Annotated in this window: 23 protein-coding genes; 11 read left to right on the forward strand and 12 right to left on the reverse strand. The window is 71.3% G+C overall.

What is annotated here, in order from left to right:
- Positions 1-141: 141 nt before the first annotated feature.
- The 3 genes from CV755_RS25395 to CV755_RS25405 all read left to right on the forward strand — a co-directional run bounded on the left by CV755_RS25395 (position 142) and on the right by CV755_RS25405 (position 1587).
- Positions 142-537: a BlaI/MecI/CopY family transcriptional regulator gene (locus tag CV755_RS25395; RefSeq protein WP_109283507.1), complete on the forward strand. Its 396-nt coding sequence runs from the start codon at positions 142-144 to the stop codon at positions 535-537.
- A 9-nt stretch (positions 538-546) separates the two neighbouring features.
- Positions 547-1083, forward strand: a complete 537-nt coding sequence (locus tag CV755_RS25400) for an amino-acid N-acetyltransferase (RefSeq protein WP_109282594.1) — start codon at positions 547-549, stop codon at positions 1081-1083.
- 162 nt (positions 1084-1245) lie between these two features.
- The gene (locus tag CV755_RS25405; protein WP_109282595.1) at positions 1246-1587 is read left to right on the forward strand and encodes a histone-like nucleoid-structuring protein Lsr2; all 342 of its coding nucleotides are present in this window, start codon (positions 1246-1248) and stop codon (positions 1585-1587) included.
- Here the strand turns inward: CV755_RS25405 and CV755_RS25410 are convergent.
- Positions 1518-2207, reverse strand: a complete 690-nt coding sequence (locus CV755_RS25410) for an SCO3374 family protein (RefSeq protein WP_109282596.1) — start codon at positions 2205-2207, stop codon at positions 1518-1520. The genes CV755_RS25405 and CV755_RS25410 overlap by 70 nt on opposite strands.
- Before the next feature lie 500 nt (positions 2208-2707).
- Here CV755_RS25410 and CV755_RS25420 point away from each other — a divergent pair, with 500 nt between their 5' ends.
- Complete coding sequence (locus CV755_RS25420) at positions 2708-5233, forward strand: ATP-dependent Clp protease ATP-binding subunit (protein WP_109282597.1); 2526 nt, start codon at positions 2708-2710, stop codon at positions 5231-5233.
- A 167-nt stretch (positions 5234-5400) separates the two neighbouring features.
- Here the strand turns inward: CV755_RS25420 and CV755_RS25425 are convergent, their stop codons facing one another.
- A complete protein-coding gene (locus tag CV755_RS25425; protein WP_109282598.1) occupies positions 5401-6285 on the reverse strand; it encodes a sigma-70 family RNA polymerase sigma factor in 885 nt (294 codons plus the stop codon).
- 67 nt (positions 6286-6352) lie between these two features.
- On the opposite strand from CV755_RS25425, the gene CV755_RS25430 reads away from it, so the two are divergent.
- A complete protein-coding gene (locus CV755_RS25430; protein WP_109282599.1) occupies positions 6353-6829 on the forward strand; it encodes a carboxymuconolactone decarboxylase family protein in 477 nt (158 codons plus the stop codon).
- 8 nt (positions 6830-6837) lie between these two features.
- Here the strand turns inward: CV755_RS25430 and CV755_RS25435 are convergent, their stop codons facing one another.
- Entirely contained in the window at positions 6838-7182 is a 345-nt protein-coding gene (locus tag CV755_RS25435; RefSeq protein ID WP_109282600.1) for a trypco2 family protein, read from the reverse strand.
- Between the two features lie 266 nt (positions 7183-7448).
- Here CV755_RS25435 and CV755_RS25440 point away from each other — a divergent pair, with 266 nt between their 5' ends.
- Positions 7449-8168: a M23 family metallopeptidase gene (locus CV755_RS25440; RefSeq protein ID WP_109282601.1), complete on the forward strand. Its 720-nt coding sequence runs from the start codon at positions 7449-7451 to the stop codon at positions 8166-8168.
- Between the two features lie 23 nt (positions 8169-8191).
- Here CV755_RS25440 and cseC read toward each other — a convergent pair whose 3' ends face one another.
- The 5 genes from cseC to CV755_RS25465 form a co-directional block, all read right to left on the reverse strand.
- Complete coding sequence (cseC, locus tag CV755_RS25445; RefSeq protein WP_109282602.1) at positions 8192-9484, reverse strand: two-component system sensor histidine kinase CseC; 1293 nt, start codon at positions 9482-9484, stop codon at positions 8192-8194.
- Between the two features lie 32 nt (positions 9485-9516).
- Positions 9517-10221, reverse strand: coding sequence for a two-component system response regulator CseB (gene cseB / locus CV755_RS25450; protein ID WP_109282603.1), 705 nt, complete (start codon positions 10219-10221; stop codon positions 9517-9519).
- 7 nt (positions 10222-10228) lie between these two features.
- Complete coding sequence (locus CV755_RS25455) at positions 10229-10885, reverse strand: hypothetical protein (protein ID WP_109282604.1); 657 nt, start codon at positions 10883-10885, stop codon at positions 10229-10231.
- Positions 10873-11421, reverse strand: a complete 549-nt coding sequence (locus CV755_RS25460) for a SigE family RNA polymerase sigma factor (RefSeq protein WP_109282605.1) — start codon at positions 11419-11421, stop codon at positions 10873-10875. The genes CV755_RS25455 and CV755_RS25460 overlap by 13 nt, the downstream gene beginning before the upstream one ends.
- Positions 11422-11605: 184 nt before the next feature.
- Complete coding sequence (locus CV755_RS25465; protein ID WP_109282606.1) at positions 11606-12490, reverse strand: HhH-GPD family protein; 885 nt, start codon at positions 12488-12490, stop codon at positions 11606-11608.
- A gap of 126 nt (positions 12491-12616) precedes the next feature.
- Between CV755_RS25465 and CV755_RS25470 the strand changes: the two genes are divergently transcribed.
- Positions 12617-12859 carry a hypothetical protein gene (locus CV755_RS25470; RefSeq protein ID WP_109282607.1) on the forward strand — a complete coding sequence of 81 codons (243 nt, stop codon included), beginning with the start codon at positions 12617-12619 and terminating at the stop codon, positions 12857-12859.
- 153 nt (positions 12860-13012) lie between these two features.
- Positions 13013-13483 carry a pyridoxamine 5'-phosphate oxidase family protein gene (locus CV755_RS25475; RefSeq protein WP_109282608.1) on the forward strand — a complete coding sequence of 157 codons (471 nt, stop codon included), beginning with the start codon at positions 13013-13015 and terminating at the stop codon, positions 13481-13483.
- A 9-nt stretch (positions 13484-13492) separates the two neighbouring features.
- Here CV755_RS25475 and CV755_RS25480 read toward each other — a convergent pair whose 3' ends face one another.
- Positions 13493-13858 carry a hypothetical protein gene (locus CV755_RS25480; protein WP_109282609.1) on the reverse strand — a complete coding sequence of 122 codons (366 nt, stop codon included), beginning with the start codon at positions 13856-13858 and terminating at the stop codon, positions 13493-13495.
- Positions 13859-14179: 321 nt separating this feature from the next.
- On the opposite strand from CV755_RS25480, the gene CV755_RS34350 reads away from it, so the two are divergent.
- Positions 14180-14950, forward strand: a complete 771-nt coding sequence (locus CV755_RS34350) for a hypothetical protein (protein ID WP_338323694.1) — start codon at positions 14180-14182, stop codon at positions 14948-14950.
- A gap of 102 nt (positions 14951-15052) precedes the next feature.
- Here CV755_RS34350 and disA read toward each other — a convergent pair whose 3' ends face one another.
- Together disA and radA are read right to left on the reverse strand one after the other, a co-directional pair.
- Positions 15053-16174, reverse strand: coding sequence for a DNA integrity scanning diadenylate cyclase DisA (gene disA, locus CV755_RS25495; protein WP_109282611.1), 1122 nt, complete (start codon positions 16172-16174; stop codon positions 15053-15055).
- Between the two features lie 95 nt (positions 16175-16269).
- Positions 16270-17712 (reverse strand): DNA repair protein RadA, encoded by a 1443-nt coding sequence (gene radA, locus CV755_RS25500; RefSeq protein WP_109282612.1) that lies wholly within the window; start codon positions 17710-17712, stop codon positions 16270-16272.
- A gap of 277 nt (positions 17713-17989) precedes the next feature.
- Here radA and CV755_RS25505 point away from each other — a divergent pair, with 277 nt between their 5' ends.
- Positions 17990-19495 (forward strand): BACON domain-containing protein, encoded by a 1506-nt coding sequence (locus CV755_RS25505; protein ID WP_153068752.1) that lies wholly within the window; start codon positions 17990-17992, stop codon positions 19493-19495.
- 228 nt (positions 19496-19723) lie between these two features.
- Here CV755_RS25505 and CV755_RS25510 read toward each other — a convergent pair whose 3' ends face one another.
- Positions 19724-20509, reverse strand: a complete 786-nt coding sequence (locus tag CV755_RS25510) for a DUF3109 family protein (protein WP_109282614.1) — start codon at positions 20507-20509, stop codon at positions 19724-19726.
- A 43-nt stretch (positions 20510-20552) separates the two neighbouring features.
- On the opposite strand from CV755_RS25510, the gene CV755_RS25515 reads away from it, so the two are divergent.
- Entirely contained in the window at positions 20553-21458 is a 906-nt protein-coding gene (locus tag CV755_RS25515) for a Ppx/GppA family phosphatase (RefSeq protein ID WP_109282615.1), read from the forward strand.
- Position 21459: the final 1 nt, after the last annotated feature.

Genomic DNA, 21459 nt, shown 5'->3' on the forward strand with positions numbered 1-21459 from the left:
CGCGGATAACCGCGGCCCGCGCCCCGGGCGTACGATCCGAGACCGCTTTACCGGCTTTCTCTCGGGTCGTACGCCCTTTTTGGCGCCGCTTTGCTGCCGCGATAAACCGGCATTCGAGACATGTCCCACTATTATTCGCGTGTGGTTCGACGCCTGGGTGATCTGGAAGACGCCGTCATGACGCGCGTGTGGGAGTGGAACCGGCCGGTCACTGTTCGAGAAGTCCTGGAAGACCTTCAGCAGGAACGGTCCATCGCCTACACGACCGTGATGACCGTAATGGACAACCTGTATCAGAAGGGCTGGCTGCGGCGGGAAGCCGAAGGCCGCGCCTATCGATATGAGGCAGTCTCGAACCGGGCCGCCTACTCGGCCGCACTGATGAACGAAGCGTGGTCCGTGAGTGACAACCCCGCGGCCGCTCTCGTCGCCTTCTTCGGCATGATGTCGGCCGAACAACGCGAAGCCCTCCGCGACGCCATCCGCATCGTGCAACTCGACGGTCCCGGCGAGGGGACGACAGAGCCAGGGCGATAGCGTCCGCTTATGCCAGCCGCAACTGCCGAGCCCGCCCGGGCAAAAGCCGTCACCGTCCGCCGCGCCCGGACCGCCGATGTCCCGGCCATCCGCGGGCTCATCAACACCTACGCGCGCCGGCGCATCCTGCTCGACAAAGCCACGGTGACTCTTTACGAGGACATCCAGGAGTTCTGGGTCGCCGAGCGGGATGACGACGGTACCGTCATCGGGTGCGGCGCACTGCATGTCATGTGGGAAGACCTGGCGGAGGTCCGTACTCTCGCGGTCGATCCGGCGGCCAAGGGCGAGGGCGTCGGGCACGCTCTCCTCGGCAAGCTGCTGCAGACCGCGCGCCGGCTCGGGGTGCGCCGCATTTTCTGTCTCACCTTCGAAGTCGACTTCTTCGTGAAGCACGGCTTCGTCGAGATCGGAGAGACCCCGGTGGACAGTGATGTCTACAGCGAGCTGCTGCGCTCCTATGACGAGGGCGTTGCCGAGTTCCTGGGTCTCGAACGAGTGAAGCCGAACACCCTTGGCAACAGCCGGATGCTTCTGCATCTGTGATCGCGGACCCTATGTCCGAATCGCGCCCCTATCGTGCCGCTCCGGAAGGCATGCTTCCCGTCCGGAAGGGCAGCTGAACCTTCCCCAGGGGTTTGTGTTTTTCCGGGAAAGGCGGTTTGCTATTCCTCCGTAATCCCTTTTCTGCTGATGAAAGGAAACCCCGTGGCGCAGAAGGTTCAGGTCCTTCTTGTCGACGACCTCGACGGCGGCGAGGCGGACGAGACGGTGACGTTCGCTCTGGACGGCAAGAGCTACGAGATCGACCTCACCACGGCCAACGCGGACAAGCTGCGCGAGGCGCTCGCCGACTATGTGAAGGCGGGCCGCCGCACCGGTGCCCGCGGCACCGGCGGCCGGGGCCGGGCCCGTGGCATCGCCGCTCCGGCGGGCGCCCAGGACACCGCGAAGATCCGCGCGTGGGCCAAGGAGAACGGCTACAGCGTCAACGACCGCGGCCGGGTGCCGGCCGAAATCCGCGAGGCGTACGAGAAGGCCAACGGCTGAATTCCGGTCGGCTGACCCCCGCGTGCCGCCCCGGCGCCCAGCAGCCGGGCCCGATGGCACTCGGTGGCCGCCGCGCTCACCAGCCGGACAAGATCGGGGGCGCTCTGAACGCCCCCGAGGCCGCACACCGGCAGGGTCGGCTCCACCTCGCGTCCCGGCGCGGGAGGCCGCAGCCAGACGGCCTCCCGCGGGACGGGCGGCGGTTTGCCGCCGAGCCCGGACGGCGCGCGGGAACGCCCCTCGCCGACCGGCACCGGAGCGGCGATCCGGCCGCCGGCCCCCTGTGCGGTGAGCTCCAGGGCGACCCCGCCCCACTCCAGCCAGTCCAGCAGCCCCGGCAGTTCCTCGGCGCTGCCCACGGCGGTCAGGAACCACAGCGTCCGGGCCCCGGTGTCCCAGGCCACCGGCCCCGTCCGCAGCCCCCGCCGGAGCACCGCCAGGCCCGCCCCCAGGGGCAGCCCCAGGGCGTCGAATCTGACCCCGGTCGGCAGCCGGAGCGGCTCCCCCTCGCACACCGGCCAGCCCAGCCCCTGCTCGTACCACCGGCGCCACGCGCCGGGCGGGTACGACGGCCCGGGCTGATCCAGCGGGGCCCGGGGGCCGGGCAGGACGGCAGTCATAAACGGTGCAACTGAGCCAGGCCCCTTGGGTTACGCACTGTCCGTACCCGGGCACGCTGCGTATAGAAGAAGAGGGGCGCACAGAGGCTTCCGGTAGTGCGAGGGTGTTCGCCCGTAGCGGAGCCGGAGGGCCCGCGCCGCATGGAGTGTCAGTGGGCGGGGGTAAGACTTTCCCCGTGGGGAGAGGCGGTACGGCGCGGCACGGCAGAGGCGTGGAGCGCCGGCCGGGGGCGGAGGACGGGCCCGTGGAAACGGGCGGGCGTTCGCCATCGGCGTAGTGGTGGTGGGCGTATATGCCTGGCCTGCGGGAACATCGTCTCCCACCATCGGGTTGGAGGAGATGTCGGCTGTTCGGCAGCAGGTTTCCCCGTCGACGCGGGGGTGATCCGGACGGATGTCGGCAGTTGGAATGAGCTGTCCCGTCCTGCGGGACTAGCATGCGGAAGGACAGGGAGGGGACCGACCCCTAACTGCCTGACCGCTCTGAGGAGCGATTAACGATGTTCGAGAGGTTCACCGACCGTGCGCGGCGGGTTGTCGTCCTGGCTCAGGAAGAAGCCCGGATGCTCAACCACAACTACATCGGCACCGAGCACATCCTCCTGGGCCTGATCCACGAGGGTGAGGGTGTCGCCGCTAAGGCCCTGGAGAGCCTCGGGATTTCGCTCGAGGCGGTCCGCCAGCAGGTGGAGGAGATCATCGGCCAGGGCCAGCAGGCCCCGTCCGGCCACATCCCCTTCACCCCCCGTGCCAAGAAGGTCCTGGAGCTGTCGCTCCGGGAGGCGCTGCAGCTCGGCCACAACTACATCGGCACCGAGCACATCCTGCTCGGCCTGATCCGGGAGGGCGAGGGCGTCGCTGCCCAGGTCCTGGTGAAGCTGGGCGCCGATCTCAACCGGGTGCGGCAGCAGGTCATCCAGCTGCTCTCCGGCTACCAGGGCAAGGAGGCCGCCACGGCCGGCGGCCCGGCCGAGGGCACCCCCTCGACCTCCCTGGTCCTGGACCAGTTCGGGCGCAACCTCACCCAGGCCGCCCGGGAGTCCAAGCTCGACCCGGTCATCGGGCGCGAGAAGGAGATCGAGCGGGTCATGCAGGTGCTGTCCCGCCGTACCAAGAACAACCCCGTGCTCATCGGCGAGCCCGGCGTCGGCAAGACCGCCGTCGTCGAGGGCCTGGCCCAGGCCATCGTCAAGGGCGAGGTGCCCGAGACCCTCAAGGACAAGCACCTCTACACCCTTGACCTGGGCGCGCTGGTGGCCGGTTCCCGCTACCGCGGTGACTTCGAGGAGCGCCTGAAGAAGGTGCTCAAGGAGATCCGCACCCGCGGCGACATCATCCTGTTCATCGACGAGCTGCACACCCTGGTCGGCGCGGGCGCCGCCGAGGGTGCCATCGACGCCGCCAGCATCCTCAAGCCGATGCTGGCCCGTGGCGAGCTGCAGACCATCGGTGCCACCACGCTGGACGAGTACCGCAAGTACCTGGAGAAGGATGCCGCCCTGGAGCGCCGCTTCCAGCCCATCCAGGTCGCCGAGCCCTCGCTGCCGCACACCATTGAGATCCTCAAGGGGCTGCGCGACCGCTACGAGGCGCACCACCGGGTCTCCATCACCGACGAGGCGCTGGTCCAGGCCGCCACCCTCGCCGACCGCTACATCTCCGACCGCTTCCTGCCGGACAAGGCGATCGACCTGATCGACGAGGCCGGCTCCCGGATGCGCATCCGCCGGATGACCGCCCCGCCGGACCTCCGCGAGTTCGACGAGAAGATCGCCGAGGTGCGCCGGGAGAAGGAGTCCGCGATCGACTCGCAGGACTTCGAGAAGGCCGCTTCCCTGCGGGACAAGGAGAAGCAGCTGCTGGCCGCCAAGGCCAAGCGGGAGAAGGAGTGGAAGGCCGGCGACATGGACGTCGTCGCCGAGGTGGACGGCGATCTGATCGCCGAGGTCCTGGCCACGGCCACCGGCATCCCGGTCTTCAAGCTGACCGAGGAGGAGTCCTCGCGTCTGCTGCGCATGGAGGACGAGCTGCACAAGCGCGTCATCGGCCAGAAGGACGCCATCAAGGCGCTCTCCCAGGCCATCCGGCGCACCCGTGCGGGTCTGAAGGACCCCAAGCGTCCGGGCGGATCGTTCATCTTCGCCGGCCCCTCCGGTGTCGGTAAGACCGAGCTGTCCAAGACGCTCGCCGAATTCCTCTTCGGCGACGAGGACGCCCTGATCTCCCTCGATATGTCGGAGTTCAGCGAGAAGCACACGGTCTCCCGGCTGTTCGGCTCCCCGCCCGGATACGTCGGTTACGAGGAGGGCGGCCAGCTCACCGAGAAGGTGCGCCGCAAGCCGTTCTCCGTGGTCCTCTTCGATGAGGTCGAAAAGGCCCACCCGGATATCTTCAATTCGCTGCTGCAGATTCTTGAGGACGGCCGTCTCACCGACTCCCAGGGCCGGGTGGTTGACTTCAAGAACACGGTCATCATCATGACCACCAACCTCGGTACCCGGGACATCTCCAAGGGCTTCAACCTGGGCTTCGCCGCCCAGGGCGACGTCAAGACCGGCTACGAGCGGATGAAGGCCAAGGTCAACGAGGAGCTCAAGCAGCACTTCCGGCCGGAGTTCCTCAACCGTGTCGATGACACGGTGGTCTTCCACCAGCTCACCGAGGACGACATCATCCAGATCGTGGACCTGATGATCGCCAAGGTGGACGAGCGGCTGAAGGACCGCGACATGGGCATCGAGCTCAGCGCGGACGCCAAGAAGCTGCTCGGCAAGAAGGGTTACGACCCGATCCTGGGCGCGCGGCCGCTGCGCCGCACGATCCAGCGCGAGATCGAGGACGTGCTCTCGGAGAAGATCCTCTTCGGCGAGCTGCGCCCCGGTCACATCGTGGTGGTCGGCACCGAGGGTGAGGGTGAGGAGAAGAAGTTCACCTTCAGGGGTGAGGAGAAGTCGGCGCTGCCGGACACTCCGCCCGTGGAGTCCGCGGCGGGTGGGGCCGGACCCAACCTGTCCAAGGAGGCGTAGGCGAGCACATAGTGCTCGGTAGTCACCGGCCCCGGACCGCTTCAAGCGGTCCGGGGCCGGTGGCGTTTGCGGGGACTATGGGCGGATGGCCGGGCGGTCGCTGAAGTCTCCAGGGCCTCCAGGCCGCCCGCCCGGCGCGCCGCATCCGCGTAAGTGACCGGTGTCGGTCAGGCGGTCAGACCGAGCGTGGTCAGGCGGTCGGGGTCGGTGAGGATGTCGAGTCCGGTGATACGGCCGTGCCGGATGGTGAACGACATGACGGACAAAGGCCGGTCCCCGGCGAATGAGACAACGCCGGGCGTGCCGTTGACCAGCGCCAGACGCGCGTCCGCCGCAAAGCGGGCGAAGGTGATCGCCTGGGATGCCACGTCGGCTGCGCCGCGCCGCAGGATGCTCGGGACGAGCGTGCCGCCGTCGGAGCGCGCGATCACATCGGGGTCGAGGACGGCCAGGAGGGCATCGAAGTCGCCGCCGCGGGAGGCGGTCAGGAAGGCGTCCACGACATCGCGTTTGCGGGCAACGTCTGTGTCGGCCGCCGGGGCGGCGCCCTGGACCCGGCGGCGGGCGCGGCTGGCAAGCTGCCGGGTGGAGACGGTGGTCCGGCCGAGGATGGGGGCGATGTCGTCGAAGGGCACATCGAACATGTCGTGCAGGACGAAGGCGAGCCGCTCGGCCGGGGAGAGGGTCTCCAGGACGATCATGAGCGCAATGCCCACGGAGTCCGCGATCAGGATTTCCTGCTCGGGATTGATGTGGGCCGGCGCGGTGACCACCGGGTCGGGAAGCCGGACCGACCCGTCGTGCTCGGGCAGCGGTTCCTCGCGCCGCGAGGTACGCGAGCGAAGCATGTCCAGGCATATCCGGCCCACGACCGTGGTGAGCCAGGCCCCGAGGTTCTTCACATCGCTCACATCAGTGCGGCTGAGCTTGAACCAAGCCTCCTGAACGGCGTCCTCCGCTTCGGCGAGCGACCCCAGCATCCGGTAGGCCACTGCCTTGAGTCCGGGCCGTTCCGCCTCAAAACGGTCGGCCAGAAAAAAGTTCTCGCTCACCTGTCACACCCCCGCGTCCGGATCCGTCGGTCCAGTGACAGACGCTAACGGATCAACGGAGATGCAGATGAACGCCGCGGTCACCACCACTGCCAGGATGAAGAACCCCGCCCTGGTCCTGCCGGACGCCATGAAGGGCATCCAGAACATCTACAAGGCCATGTACCAGGGCGGCGTCTCCCCGCAGATCCTGGAACTGGTCCACCTGCGGGCCAGCCAGATCAATGGCTGCAGCGCTTGCGTGTTCGCCGGCGTCGCCGGTGCGAAGAAGCACGGTGAGAGCGACGAACGCCTGCACGCCGTGGCCGCCTGGCGCGAGGCGCCGTTCTTCACCGACGAGGAGCGCGCGGCTCTGGCCCTGACGGAGGCCGCCACCCGGATTGCCGACCGCTCCGGCAAGGCCGTGCCTGACGAGGTGTGGAACGAGGCCGCGGACCACTTCAACGAGGAGCAGCTCTCCGCGATCATCCTGATGGTCAGCCTCACCAACTTCTTCAACCGCATCAACACCACCATCGAGGAGCCCGCCGGCACCACCTGGTAACAAAGGGCTCATTCCTCGACGGCTCCGAACCGCGTCACCCGCCCGGGTCGCTCGTTCCCCACCCGCCAGCTGGCGCCCGTGCGGTTGTCCCTGGGCAGCAGGGTGAAGGTGACCTTGTGGGTGTGGGTGGAGCCCCGGGAGCCCTCTGCGCCCGCGTTGACCACCCAGGCGCGTACCCGGCCGGAGCCGCGGACGTCCTTGCGCATCTCGACCGTGAACTCCATGGTGATCTCCCCGACGTCAAAGGCCAGGTCCTGGCCCTCGCCCGCGGTGGCCGCGCTGGTCAGGCCGGTGCGTATGGCCTGGACGGCCTCGGCCAGTTCGATGTCGTCGAAGCGGGAATCGTCGGACATATGCCCCCCAGCGGTCGCGATCGTGTGCCGGGAGCGTACCGCCGGGCAGGGACCGGCGGACGGGCTTCGGGTGACAAGGGGCACGTGGGGCGGGTCACCTACGGGCGGGAGTAGTAGGCGGCCCACGGGGCTTAGGCCCGCAAGGCGGTGTGCGGGTACGAAGGGAGGCCGTACCGGGCCCGTTTGTCCGCCCCGCGAACCGCCCGTTATCCAGGAATGGCGATCCCGGCCCGCAGCCGGGATCCGGTCATGTCTGGAGGTTTTCCATGTCGAAGCGCATTGCCGTGCACGCCGCCGCCACCGCCGCTCTGGCCATTGGGCTGGGAGTGGCCTTTGGCACCGGTTCCGGCACCGGCCCCGGTTCGGCGTCCGCCGCCGAGGGCACGGTGGGCGGCTTCGCCGACACCGCCGCGCTGGGCGACGCCCTGACGGCGCAGGCGGGGACCCAGTCCAAGGTGGCCGAGCGGGAGCGCCGGGCGGCCGAGGAGGCCGGACACAAGGCCGAGGAGGCCAGGCGCCGGGACGAGGAGAACAAGCGCAAGGCCGAGGAGGCCGCGAAGAAGGCGAATGGCTGGGTGAAGCCGGTGGACGGCTATCAGACCGGCCAGCCCTTCGGTATCGACGGCAGGATGTGGGCCGCCAAGCACAGCGGCCAGGACCTGGTGGTGGACAGCGGCACCTCGGTGAAGGCCGTGCACCGGGGCACGGTGGTCAAGGCCGGGGCCAATGGCGGCGGCGACGGTCCGGCCTATGGCAATGCCATCGTGGTCAGGCACGACGACAACACCTACTCGCAGTACGCGCACCTTTCCCAGGTGAAGGTGGCGGTGGGCCAGAGCGTGGACACCGGGCAGGAGATCGGGCTTTCCGGATCCACCGGCAATTCCACCGGTCCGCATCTGCACTTCGAGATCCGGACCACCCCGCACTACGGCACCTCGGTGGACCCGGCGGCCTTTATGGGCGGCAAGGGCCAGGGGCTGTAGCCGCCGGGGGCTGTAGCCAGAGCTCAGTCCGGTACCTGGATCAGCGGGAAGGTGCCGGTGCTGGTCGGGGATGACTCCGGCAGCCAGAGGACGGCGATGGCGCCGCCGCCCGCCTCCGGGTCGGCATTGCGGAAGGTCAGGCGGGCGCCCAGGACGCGGGCCTGGCCCGCCGCGATGGTCAGGCCCAGGCCGTGTCCCTTGCCGGCGCGGTCCTCGCTGCCGGTGCGGAACCGGCTGGGGCCCTCGCGCAGCAGTTCCTCGGGGAAGCCGGGGCCATGGTCGCGTACCCGGATCACCCGGCCGTCCACGGTGACCTCGATCGGCCCCTTGCCGTGCTTGCCCGCGTTGGCCAGCAGATTGCCCAGGATGCGTTCCAGGCGGCGCGGGTCGGTGGAGACATAGGCGTGCCGGGCCACGCTGACCTGCGCCTCGGGCGAGAAGGTACGGACCCGGCGCTGGACGAACTCGCCCAGTTCGATCTCCTGCATCTCGGCCCGTTCGGCGAAGCCGTCCAGGCGGGCCACCTCCAGGACGTCCTCGACCAGGGTGCGCATGGCCTGGGCCCGGTCCCGGACCAGTTCGGTGGGCCGGCCGGGGGGCAGCAGTTCGGCGGCGGTGAGTAGGCCGGTGACCGGGGTGCGCAGCTCATGGGCGATATCGGCGGTCACCCGGCGCTCGGCCTCGATGCGGTGCTGGAGCGCCTGGGCCATGCCGTCCACCGCGCGGGCCAGGTCATCGGTCTCGTCGCGTACCCGGCCGCCGATGGCCTCGCGGACCCGTACCTCGGTATTGCCGTCGGCCACCATCCGGGCGGCGGCGCTGGCCTTGCGCAGCCGGCGGGAGAGCTGGCCGCCGACCAGGATGCCCAGGGCGCAGCCGCCGAGGACCACCGAGACCGAGCCGATGATCAGGGACCGGTCCAGATCGCTGAGGATCTTCAGCCGGTCCTTGAACTGGGCATGCATGGAGATGATCTTGCCGTTGCGGGTGGGCATGGAGGCCCAGACCTCGGGCGCCCCGTTGTCGGAGTCCTGGAGGTAGGTGGCCCGCTGGCCCAGGCCGGCCGCCTCCTGCAGCGGCTTGGGCAGCGCCGGATCATTGATCTTGGCGCGCAGCATGGTGCGGCCGGTGGTGCTGTAGTAGCGCTCGGCGACCTGGACCCGCTGGTCCATCACATCCCGGGTGCCATTGAGCAGGGACGCCCTGGAGGCGTTGTGCACCACCAGGCTGAGCGCCACCGCCACCAGCGCGCCGACCAGCGCGATGGCCAGGGAGACCTTCCAGCGGATGCCACTGCGGAGCGCGAGCTTCACCATGATGGGCGGGGGAGGGGGGCGGGCACCGGTGGTCAGCCCCTGAGCTTGTAGCCGAAGCCGCGTACGGTCTCGATCCGGTCCTGGCCGATCTTGCCGCGCAGCCGCTGGACATGGACGTCCACGACCCGGGTGTCACCGCCCCAGCCGTAGTCCCAGACCCGCTCCAGCAGCCGGTCCCGGGAGAGCACGGTGCCGGGCGCGGCGGAGAACTCCAGCAGCAGCCGCATCTCGGTGGGGGTCAGGGCGACCGGCACCCCGCCGCGGCGGACCTCCATGCCTTCGGTGTCCACCTCCAGGTCGCCGAAGCGCAGCACCCCGCCCGCCATGCCCTCGTCCGGCCCGTCGCCCGCCTGGCCGGCTGCTCCGGCGTGGCCGAAGCGGCGCAGCACGGCCCGGATGCGGGCCATCAGCACGGCGCCGTCGAAGGGCTTGGTGACATAGTCGTCGGCGCCGGCCTCCAGGCCGAGGACCACATCGATGGAGTCGGCACGGGCGGAGAGCATGATCACCGGCACCGTGGACTCGTCCCGGATGCGGCGGCACAGGCTGACGCCGTCCAGGCCCGGCACCATCACATCCAGCAGGGCGATGTCCGGCCGCTGGGCGCGGAAGCTCTCCAGCCCCTGCAGCCCGTCCGGCACCGCGGTGACCACAAAGCCGTCCCGCTCCAGGGCGAGCTGGGTCGCCTCCCGGATGACGTCATCGTCCTCGACGAAGAGCACATGGGTATCGGCCACCGCTCTCTCAGCCCTCCGTTCCCTGGAACATGCTCTTGGAAGCGTTGCCCGCCCCGACCTTGCTGTAGTCGGTGTGGGTACGCCCGGTTTCCCGGAACTGGTTGTCCGACCAGTGGTAGGTCACCACTTCCTCGCCGGAGGGATCGGCGACCGGGTCGCCGGCTCCGTACACCTGGGTGGTCACCTGCAGATCCCGGCGGTCGATATCGGCGTACACCGGGGACTGCTCGGTGGCGAACACGTCCACATACGAGTCACCCTTCGCACGGTACACATAAGAACCGATGCCGATGGCATCTCCGCAGGTCAGTATGTTGACCACCACATCGTCGCGGTCACCGCCGGTCAGCTGGCCGTATATGACATCGACCGGGTACTCGTTCTTCACACAGGGCTTGAAGTTCTTCTTGACCGCGTCGCTGACCTTGGGATCGTTCTTGATCAGCTTGACCGCGTCCACCTTCTCCCGGGTGGGCGCGGAGGCCGCGGGCTGCTTGCCGGGCTTGGCGCTGGACTGGGTCTGTGCCGGGCCCTCCTTGCGGACGCCCTCGCTGCCGGTGCTGCATCCGGCGAGCAGCAAACCGGCGGCCACGGCCATCGCCGTGACCGCCCCGCCGGTGATCAGTGCAGGTTTGCCCACTGCCGCCTTGGTCAGGCCGCGCACCGTTCGCGCCCCCGCTCATTGCGCTCCAGAGCGTGGAAGTCCAGGTCACGGCTCTCCAGCTCCTGGCGGAGCCGGGCCAGCGCCCGGTGCAGGGTGCTCTTGACCGTGCCGGTGGACATCCCCAGCGCCTCGGCGGTCTCCTCCGTGCTCATCTGCTCCCAGTGCCGCAGCACGACCACGCTGCGCTGTTTGGGGGCCAGCACGGCCAGCACATCCATCAGCAGGGCGCGGTCGGCGTGCTGCTCGGTGCCGTCCTCCACGCTGGCGTCCGGGAGCTGCTCGGTGGGTACCTCGTCCAGCTTGCGGGCGCGCCACCACTCGGTCCGCGTGTTGATCATGACGCGGCGGAGGTAGGCGTCGGCCAGCGACTTGTCCGCTATGCCCTCCCAGCGGCCATAGGTGCGGACCAGGGCGGTCTGCAGCAGGTCCTGAGCGTCAATGGGGTCCGGAACCAGCCGCCGGGCGCTGCGCAGCAGGGCGTCCTGACGGTTGCGAACGTACTCTTCGAAGTCCAGAACCTTGCCGCTGCTGGCCATACTCGCAGCCTCCATTCCGCTTGCGTTCCCCGTGCCTGCCTCGCGCTGGTCAGTCCTCCAGCACGGGTAAGGACGCTACGGATGAGCTGTTGCAACGCGATGTGCAGCAGCCCTTCGGCTGGAGCACAGCTGTCCATAGGTTGTGTAACAGCGGGGAGGAAAGAGCGGCTCTGTCCGGTTCACGTCAGGTGAGCGGGAGCCGGTAGGTGCCATCCGCCAGCGGTTCCACCAGGCCGTCCGCCACCAGACCGTCCAGCGCCCGGGCCCGCTGCACCGGCTCGTCCCACACCGCGTCCAGCGCTCGCTGGGGCACCGGGCCGGTGGCCTCGCGCAGCACCGCCAGCAGCTTGCCGCGCACCTGGCGGTCGGTGCCCGCATAGCTCTGGCCACGGCGCGGCGGCCCGTCATGCGCCGGGGAGCCGGCCGCCCGCCAGGCGCAGTGCGCGGCGATCGGGCAGCGGGCGCAGTCGGGGGTACGGGCGGTGCAGACCAGCGCGCCCAGCTCCATGGTGGCGGCGGCCCACCGGGCCGCCCGCGCCTCGTCCTCGGGCAGCAGCTCCCGGGCCAGCGCCCGCTCGGCGGCGGTGGTGGCATTGGGCGGGTACTGCACCCCGGTCACCGCGCGGGCGAAGACCCGGCGCACATTGGTGTCCAGCACCGGGTGCCGCCGGCCATAGGCGAAGGAGGCCACGGCGGCCGCGGTGTACTCGCCCACCCCCGGCAGCGCCAGCAGCTGGGCGTGATCACTGGGCACCTCGCCGCCGTGCCGCTCGGCTATCGCCGTGGCGGCCGCATGCAGCCGCAGCGCCCGGCGCGGATAGCCGAGCCGGCCCCAGGCGCGCACCGCCTCGCCGGGCGGCTCGGCCGCCAGATCGGCCGGGCGCGGCCAGCGCGCCAGCCACTGCTCGTACACCGGCAGTACCCGGCTGACCGGGGTCTGCTGGAGCATGAACTCGCTCACCATCACGCCCCAGGGCCCGGCTTCCGGGCGGCGCCAGGGCAGATCGCGGGCGTGCTCGGCGAACCAGTCGAGGACGGGGGCGTGCGGCAGCGGGGGCGCGGTAGTCATGGTCTGTGGATCCTGGCACGCCGGGGCCCTGGGCCAAAAACGCGCAGGCGGACCGGGCGGGCACGTTCGGGTGACGAGAGCGCAACCCGGGCCCGGCGGCGGCCGGTTGGGGCGATCATCTGCGGCATGGACTCCGGCCGCGAAGCCCCGCCCCTGGTCCGCTGCCGGGTGTGCGCCAACCCGCTGTGGTGGGACATGACGCCCGTACCCGCCCTGGCCCCGGGCTGGTACTGCTCCACCTGCCGCCACCCCCCGGAGCGCTACCGCAACTCCGCCGCGGTGGCCCCACGGTGCCCGCAGGGCTGCCCCAGCTCGATCACCGAGGTCGGCCCGGACGGTCTGCGAAAGTTCATCTGCCACCGGGGCTGAGCGGCGCTTGCATGGTGCGACGGTTCCCCGTGGTGCGGTGGCTCCGCGTGGTGCGAGGGCTCCGCGTGGTGCGGTGGCGATGGATGGTGCGGTGGCGATGGATGGTGCGAAGGCCCCGCGTCGTACGAAGGCCCCGCGTGGTGCAATGGCGCCATGGACCCGGAGCTCAGCGCCGCGCTGGATGCGCACACCACGCTCACCCTGGCCTACACGGACGCGGACGGGCCCCAGGCGTGCGCGGTGTTCTACGCGCCGTCCCACGCGCCCGCCGGGGGGCCGCCGGTGCTGTACTTCGTCACCTCGCCCGGCACCCGGCACGGCCGGGCGCTGCTGGCCGGGGACGGGCGGGTGGCCTTCACCGCCCAGCGTGACGACCAGGAGTGGACCGCGCTCACCGGGCTCCAGGGACGGGGCCGCTGCCGGGTGCTCGGCGGCGCGGAGCGTGCGGCGGCCTGGGCGGTGTACCGGGCCCGCTTTCCCTATGTGGAACGGTCCGAGCGGCTGCGCCGGGCCGTGGAGAGCACCGAACTCTGGGAGTTGCGCCCCGACTGGCTCCGACTGGTGGACAACGGACGGGGGTTCGGGCACAAGGCCGAGTGGCGGCCCGAAGACCAAGGCCGTTGACGCGGCCGGCTAGGAAACGCGCCTGAGCGTCCATGCGTTGGGGTTGAGGCTCGGGTTGAGGAACGCCTGGCAGCCGCTGCTGTAGTAGCTGCTCACCTGGACCCAGCCGGCCGGGGGGTAAGTGGTGGCGCAGGCGTTGACGGTGGTGCCCACTGGAAGGCCGGTCAGCTGTTTGACCATCTTGACGTTGGGACTGGTGGTGGCGCCACAGGAGCCGCTGATGCCCCAGTTGACATCGACCCAGCCGGCCGGAGTGCGGACACTGCCGCACAGCGTCATGGTGTCGCCGGGCGCGGCCTGCGCCGGGGCGGCCGCCAGGGTGGCGGCAAGTGCCGCGCCCAGCATGGTCAGTGCGGTGGCGTGAAGTCTTCGCATGGTGCCCTCCTGCGTTGTGAGTGATGAGGGCTACTCAATGGGGCGCGCGTGATATCCGGGAGGTGTTTTCCGGCCGTTGTGAGCGGTTGTGCGGCCGTTGCGCCCGAAGTCCTCTGTGCCGGAGGGGAATCGTGGAGGGGGAGATCGTCCGGAACGGGTGTGACAGGTGGGGCTGTGGGCAGATGATGGGAAAAGTAGGCACTCCTACGGCGGGTACGGGGTGGAGCCGCGCCGGTTCTCTCGTAGAGTCTTCGCGTGGGATCTCTGCGCAATCCGATCGGGCCCCTTCCCTCCTCCATTTACTGGCGGCGGAGGGGAGTTGTGCTCGCCCTGGTCATCCTCCTGGTGCTGCTGATCGTGTGGCTGCTCGGCGGCGGGGACGGCGGGGGCTCGCAGAGCGGCAAGAACGACGGCGCCCATGGCACGCCGCCCACGGAGGCCACGATTACTCCCGGGCCCACGCCCTCCGGCCCGCAGATCAGCCAACGGCCGGGCGGGCGCGATGAGTCCGGCGGCACCTCGGGCGGTACGGGCGGTTCCGGAGGCTCCGGCTCGGGAGGCGGCACGGGTGGTTCCGGCGGGTCGGGCGGTACGGGCGGTACGGGCGGTTCAGGGGGGAGTGGCGGCCCGGCGGCCGGAGTGCTCGGCACCGGCAACGGCCGTGTGCTGGCGGCCGGTTCACCGGTGCCGGACTGTACGTCCGGGGTGCTGCACCTGACGGTACGCAGCGTCAAGGACTCCTATGGGCCGGGTGAGAAGCCCCAGTTCGAGATCGTGGTGCGCAACTCCGGCAGCGGTGCCTGCAAGGTGGACTTCGGTTCGCCGGCGGCGGTGCTGCGGATCACCGACCGGTCCGGCGAACACGCGGTGTGGGCCTCGGACGACTGCCCGCGCGGCACCGGCGCGGTCCTGCTGGAGGTGCCGGGCTCCGGCGAGACCAAGCGGGTTGTGGAGTGGGACCGGCAGGCCAGTGTGCCGCGTTGTGCGACGCCCGGCGCGGCGGGGGCGGTGGTTACTCCCGGGACCTACCGGGTCGAGGTGAGGGTTGCCGGCGCTACGGATCGGGTGGAGTTTGTGCTCAATGGGTCTTAGGGGTGGCTTGTGAGGTGCGGGTCCGCTGTGGCTGGTCGCGCCCACGCGGCGGAGCCGCATAATGTGGCCGCCCCGCGCCCCTGGCGGGGCGCTCCCGGAGTGCTAGACGTACCGCTCCAGGATGGATGACTCCGCCAGCCTCGACAGACCCTCCCGTACCGAGCGGGCCCGCGCCTCGCCGACGCCGTCCACCGTCTGGAGATCGTCCACCGAAGCCGCCAACAGCTTCTGCAGACCCCCGAAGTGGTCCACCAGCCGCTCGATGATCGCTCCGGGCAGCCGCGGCACCTTGGCCAGCAGCCGGTAACCCCGCGGCGAGACCGCCGAGTCCAGTGTCTCCGGCGAGCCGCTGTAGCCCAAGGCGCGGGCCACGATGGGCAGTTCCAGCAGCTCCGCGTGGGAGAGCGAGTCCAGCTCGGCGAGCGCCTCCGGCACCGTACGGGTCCGCTTGGCGGTGGGCTCGGGAACGTAGTCCCGTACCACCAGGTCCCGCTCCGGCTCCACGCCGGCGATCAACTCGTCCAGCTGGAGCGAGAGGAGCCGTCCGTCCGTACCCAACTCGACGACATATTCGGCGATCTCGGTGGCGATCCGGCGCACCATCTCCAGCCGCTGGGAGACCGCGGTGACATCCCGGACGGTGACCAGGTCCTCGATCTCCAGCGCGGAGAGCGTCCCGGCGACCTCGTCCAGGCGCAGCTTGTAGCGCTCCAGGGTGGCCAGCGCCTGGTTGGCGCGGGAGAGGATGGCGCCGGACTCCTCCAGCACCCGCCGCTCACCGCCCACATAGAGCGCGATCAGCCGCATCGACTGGCTCACCGAGACCACCGGGTATCCGCACTGGATGGAGACCCGCTGCGCGGTGCGGTGCCGGGTGCCGGTCTCCTCGGTGGGAATGGAGGCATCGGGCACCAGCTGGACGCCCGCCCGCACGATCTTGGTGATGTCCTTGTCCAGGATCAGCGCCCCGTCCAGCTTGCACAGTTCACGCAGCCGGGTGGCCGAGAACTCCACATCCAGGACGAAACCGCCGGTGCACATGGACTCCACGGTCTTGTCCATGCCCAGCACGATGAGCCCGCCGGTGTTGCCCCGGAGCACCCGCTCCAGGCCGTCGCGCAAGGCCGTACCCGGTGCGACCGCACTGAGCGATGCGCGCATCAGCTCGGCCCCGGAGCCGCCCCCGGCCTTGCCGGGGCCCGATGCCCGGTCGTTGGCTGCCACTGCACTCCTCCGGTCGCATGGTCAACGATGGCCGCGGGACGCGCCGCACACGTAACCGGTCGTGTTCGTGCGCAGGTGCGGGACCAGGGGAAAGTCTACTGGCGTCGGGCCGGTTGAAGAGGGGCGTCCTCCGGCCGAGCATGCGCGGGGGACTGACGCCGCACCTTCCCCGGCAGCACCCGCAGCGCCTCGCCTATGTCCGCCACCTCCAGCACCCGCATCCCGGCGGGCACCTTGCCGGGGTCGGACGGCACCAGAGCATGGGTGAAGCCCAGCCGGTGCGCCTCGGCCAGCCGCCGCTGCACCCCGGTCACCCGGCGCACCTCGCCCGCCAGCCCCACCTCGCCGATGGCCACCAGGTTCTTCGGCAGCGGGGTATCCGAGGCCGCGCTGGCCAGGGCCAGCGCCACCGCCAGATCGGCGGCCGGCTCGGAGAGCTTCACCCCGCCCACGGTGGCGCTGTAGATATCCCGCTTGCCCAGGGCGCTGATCCGGCCGCGCTGCTCCAGCACCGCCAGCATCATCGACACCCGGGAGGTTTCCAGGCCCGAGGTGGTACGGCGCGGAGAGGGGATCTGCGAGTCCACCGTCAGCGCCTGCACCTCGGCCACCAGCGGGCGGCGGCCCTCCAGGGTGACGGTCAGGCAGGTGCCGGGCACCGGCTCGGCGCGCCGGGTCAGGAACAGGCCGCTGGGGTCGGCCAGGCCGGTGATGCCCTCGTCGTGCAGCTCGAAGCAGCCCACCTCGTCGGTGGCCCCGTAGCGGTTCTTCACCCCGCGCACCAGGCGCAGCCGGGCGTGCCGGTCGCCCTCGAAGTGCAGCACCACATCGACCAGGTGCTCCAGCAGCCGGGGGCCGGCGATGGCGCCGTCCTTGGTGACATGGCCGACCAGCAGGGTTGACATCCCGCGCTCCTTGGAGGCGCGGATCAGCGCGCCCGCCACCTCGCGCACCTGGGCCATCCCGCCGGGGGCGCCGTCGATCTCCGGGGAGGCCACCGTCTGCACCGAATCCAGCACCAGCAGCGAGGGGTTGACCGAATCCAGATGGCCCAGCACCGCGGACAGATCCGTCTCGGCGGCCAGGAAGAGGTCGTCGTCCAGGGCACCGATGCGGTCCGCGCGCAGCCGCACCTGGCTCGCCGACTCCTCGCCGGTCACATAGAGCGTGCGGTGCTCGGCCGAGGCCGCCTTGGCCGCCACATCCAGCAGCAGGGTGGACTTGCCCACACCGGGCTCGCCGGCCAGCAGCACCACCGCGCCGGGCACCAGCCCGCCGCCCAGCACCCGGTCCAGCTCGCTCACCCCGGTGCTGCGGGCGGTGGCCCGCTTGCCGTCCACCTGCGCGATGGGCAGCGCGGCGGAGGTCACCCGGCCCGGCGCGGTGGTCCGCACGGCGGGCGCGCCGTACTCCTCGACCGTGCCCCAGGCCTGGCACTCGGGGCAGCGGCCGAGCCACTTGGCGGTGGTCCAGCCGCACTCGGTGCAGCGGAAGGAGGGCCGGTCCTTGGCGGACGAGCGGGAGGTACGGGCAGCCATGGCAGTCACGGTAGCGGTGCGCTCTGACATGGGCCGCGGAAAGGTCCCGACAAGGACCGCGGAAAGGTCCCGGCGAGGGCCCCGGAAGGCCCCGGTAAGGGCCCGGCAAGACCCCGGCAAGGGCTCAGGCAGGGCCGCGCTCCGGCGTGCGCCGTGGGCTGCGAGCTGTGCGGAATGTACGGTTCCTGTCCCCCTTCGTGGGAGCGCACCACCCGTATGGGGTAGTCGCCGGGGCGCATCACCAACGCCGCTTCCGCCTCGCCCTACCGTCGCCGGAATGATGACGAGCAGGCCCGAGCGGCCCCCGCATGCCACCGGCGCGCACCGTGCACACCGCCGTGCGCCGCGCGCCGCCCAGACCCCGGTCGTCCAGCCCGCAGCCGTCCACGCCCCCCGGCCCCCGCTGCGCTATGAGCCGCACCTGGACGGCCTGTTCACCTACTGCCTGTCCGTCCTGTGCGACCACGAGGCGGCCACCGCCGCCCTCGGCGAGGTCCTCGCCCAGGCCGAACGCCGCGCCGACCGCGCCCCGGCCGGAGAACTGCTGCGCCCCTGGCTCTACGCCCTGGCCCGCTGGGAGTGCCTGCGCCGGCTCCCGCACACCACCGTCCCCGCCACCGCCTCCGAGGCCCAGGAACCCCACCGGCACGCCGAACTCGCCCGGCTCGCCTGGCCGGAGGCCGCCGGCACCACCCCCGAACAGCGCGAAGCCCTGGAACTGGCGGTCCGCCACGGCCTGTCCAGCCAGGAGGTGGCCGCCGTGCTGCGCCTGGACCACGACGCCGCACGGGCCCTGCTGGCCAGCGCCGCCTGCGAAGTGGAACGCACCCGCACCGCGCTGGCCGTGGTGGAGTCCGGCCGCTGCCCGGTCCTCGCCCGCTTCGTCGGCATCGCCACCGACCAGGGCGCCCGGAGCGGGCACGCCCTGCTGCTGGGCACCACCCTGCGCCGGGAACTGGTCCGGCATGTGGACGAGTGCCCCGACTGCCGCCGCGCCGCCGAGCGGACCCCGGTCGGCGGGTCCTGGCCCGGCACCCACGCCCCGGCCGCCGTACTGCCCGTCCTCACCGCGCCCCGGGCCGCCGCCCGCGCCGCCATGGTCTGCGCCCAGGCCCGCCGCCCGGTCCGCCACCGCACCGTCCCCCGCCAGACGCCGCGCTACGACCGCAACGGCTTCCCGCTGCCCCCCGAAGACCTCACCGCCGGGCGGGACCGGCTGCGCGGCCGGGCGCTCACCACCACCGTGGTCGCCACCGTGGTCGCCGCCCCGGTGCTGGCCCTGTGGGCCGCCCACCGCGGCACCCCGCTCGGACAGGACGCCGAGGCCGCCTCGGTCGCCGCCGGCCACGGCGGCACCGGCGCACCCGGCCATCCCCGGGCCACCGCCGGCACCCCCGGCTCCGCCGCCGGCCGCACCGGCCCGTACGCGCACGGCCGCCGGCCCGGCGCCCCCGCGCCCGGCAACCTCCCGCCGGCCCCCTGGCCCGGCCCCGGACGGCTCACCGTGGAGGCCCAGCCCAGCGCCGAGGGCACGCTGATCACCCTGACCGCCAGCGGTGGCGAGGAGGTTCACTGGTCGGCCGTCCCGGACGCCCGCTGGCTGCGCCTGAGCCGCTCCGGCGGTGTCCTGCGCCCCGGCGAGAGCCGGACCCTGACCGCCTCGGTACTCCCCGGCCGGGAACCGGCCGGGTCCTGGAACGCACGGGTGACCGTCAACCCGGGCGGCTCGGTGGTCACCGTGGAGGGTCACGGCAAGGCACCGGAGCCGATGCGGCGGCGGTGACGCGGACAGCTCCGGGCCCGCAGGAAGAGCCTCTGCCCCCCGGTCCGGGTGGCCTCCGCCGTGTGCCAGGCGCGGGTTGTCTGTGGCTGGTCGCGCAGTTCCCCGCGCCCCTGATAGGCGCCTACGGCGCCCCGTAAGGGGCGCGAGGAACTGCGCGACCAGCCCCCACCAGCGCGCACATGACGCAATCGCGCGCAACCGGGAACAGCCCGAACCCGGAGCCGCGGATCAGCTCGGATCAGCCGGATGCGGCGCGACCGGCAAAAGCGAAGCCATCCGCTCCTCGCACAGCTCCGCCAGCCGCCGGTACCCCTTCTTGCCCATCAGCTCGATCAGCTCGGCCCGGTAGGTCACATACACCGGCTCGCCCGCGCCATGCGCCGAGCGCGCCGAGGTGCACCACCAGTGCAGGTCATGGCCGCCGGGGCCCCAGCCCCGGCGGTCGTACTCCCCGATGGACACCTGGAGCACCCGCGTGTCGTCGGGCCGGTCGATCCACTCATAGGTCCGCCGCACCGGCAGCTGCCAGCACACATCCGGCTTGGTCTCCAGCGGCTCCCGGCCCTCGCGCAGCGCCAGGATGTGCAGCGAGCAGCCGGCGCCGCCGGAGAAGCCCGGCCGGTTCTGGAAGATGCACGAACCCTTGAAGCGGCGGGTCTGCCGCTCGCCGTCCTCGTCCAGCTGGGTCCAGCCGTTCTCGGCGCCCTCGTCGTGGAACTGCCAGATCTCCGGGGTGAGCCGGGCCACATGCCCGGCCACTCGCCGCTCGTCGTCCTCGTCCGAGAAGTGCGCGCCCAGCGTGCAGCAGCCGTCATCGGCCCGCCCCGCCTTGATGCCCTGGCAGCCGCTGCCGAAGACACAGCTCCAGCGGGAGGTCAGCCAGGTCAGATCACAGCGGAACACCTGCTCGTCATCGGCCGGGTCGGGAAACTCCACCCAGGACCGGGCGAAGTCCAGCCCGACCTCGTCCCCGGCCCGCTGCTTGCCGGCTTTCGCCTTCTTCGTCTTTGCCACACCTCAAGCCTATGTGTCCCGTGCGCCCCAGTAGCGTGCAGCCATGAGACTCGGTGTCCTTGACGTGGGTTCCAACACCGTCCACCTGCTGGTGGTGGACGCGCACCCCGGAGCCCGCCCCCTGCCCGCCCACTCCCACAAGGCCGAACTGCGGCTGGCCGAACTGCTCGACGACTCCGGAGCCATCTCCGCCAAGGGCGTCACCCGCCTGGTCTCCGTGATCAAGGACGTGCTGCAGGCCGCCGAGGACAAGGGCGTCGAGGAGGTCCTGCCCTTCGCCACCTCCGCCGTCCGCGAGGCCGCCAACGCCGACGCCGTGCTGGAGACCGTCCGCGAGCAGACCGGCATCGAGCTCTCCGTGGTCACCGGCGACGAGGAGGCCCGCCTCACCTTTCTCGCCGCCCGCCGCTGGTTCGGCTGGTCCGCCGGAAAGCTGCGGGTGCTGGACATCGGCGGCGGCTCCCTGGAGATCGCTCATGGCCTGGACGAGATCCCCGATGCCGCCGCCTCCCTCCCGCTGGGCGCCGGCCGGCTCACCGCCGGCTGGCTGCCCGACCCGGTGCCGGACCCGGAGGAGGTACGGGCGCTGCGCCGCCATGTACGCGCCGAGATCGCCCGTACCGTCGGCGACTTCGCCCGGCTGGGCGCCCCCGACCACACCGTGGCCACCTCCAAGACCTTCAAACAGCTCGCCCGCATCACCGGCAACCCCCGGGTGCTCACCCTGGACGCGCTCCGTGAATGGGTGCCCAAGCTGGCCGCCATGACCCCCGCCCAGCGCGCCGCACTGCCCGGCGTCTCCGCCTCCCGGGCGCCCCAGCTGCTGGCCGGGGCCCTGGTGGCGGAGGCGGCGCTGGAGCTGTTCGAGGCCGCCGAGGCCGAGCTGTGCCCCTGGGCGCTGCGCGAGGGGGTCATCCTGCGGCGGCTGGACCACCTGCCCACCGTATGAG

It is taken from the genome of Streptomyces orinoci (genome assembly GCF_003121295.1).
Taxonomy (GTDB): Bacteria; Actinomycetota; Actinomycetes; order Streptomycetales; family Streptomycetaceae; genus Streptomyces; species Streptomyces orinoci.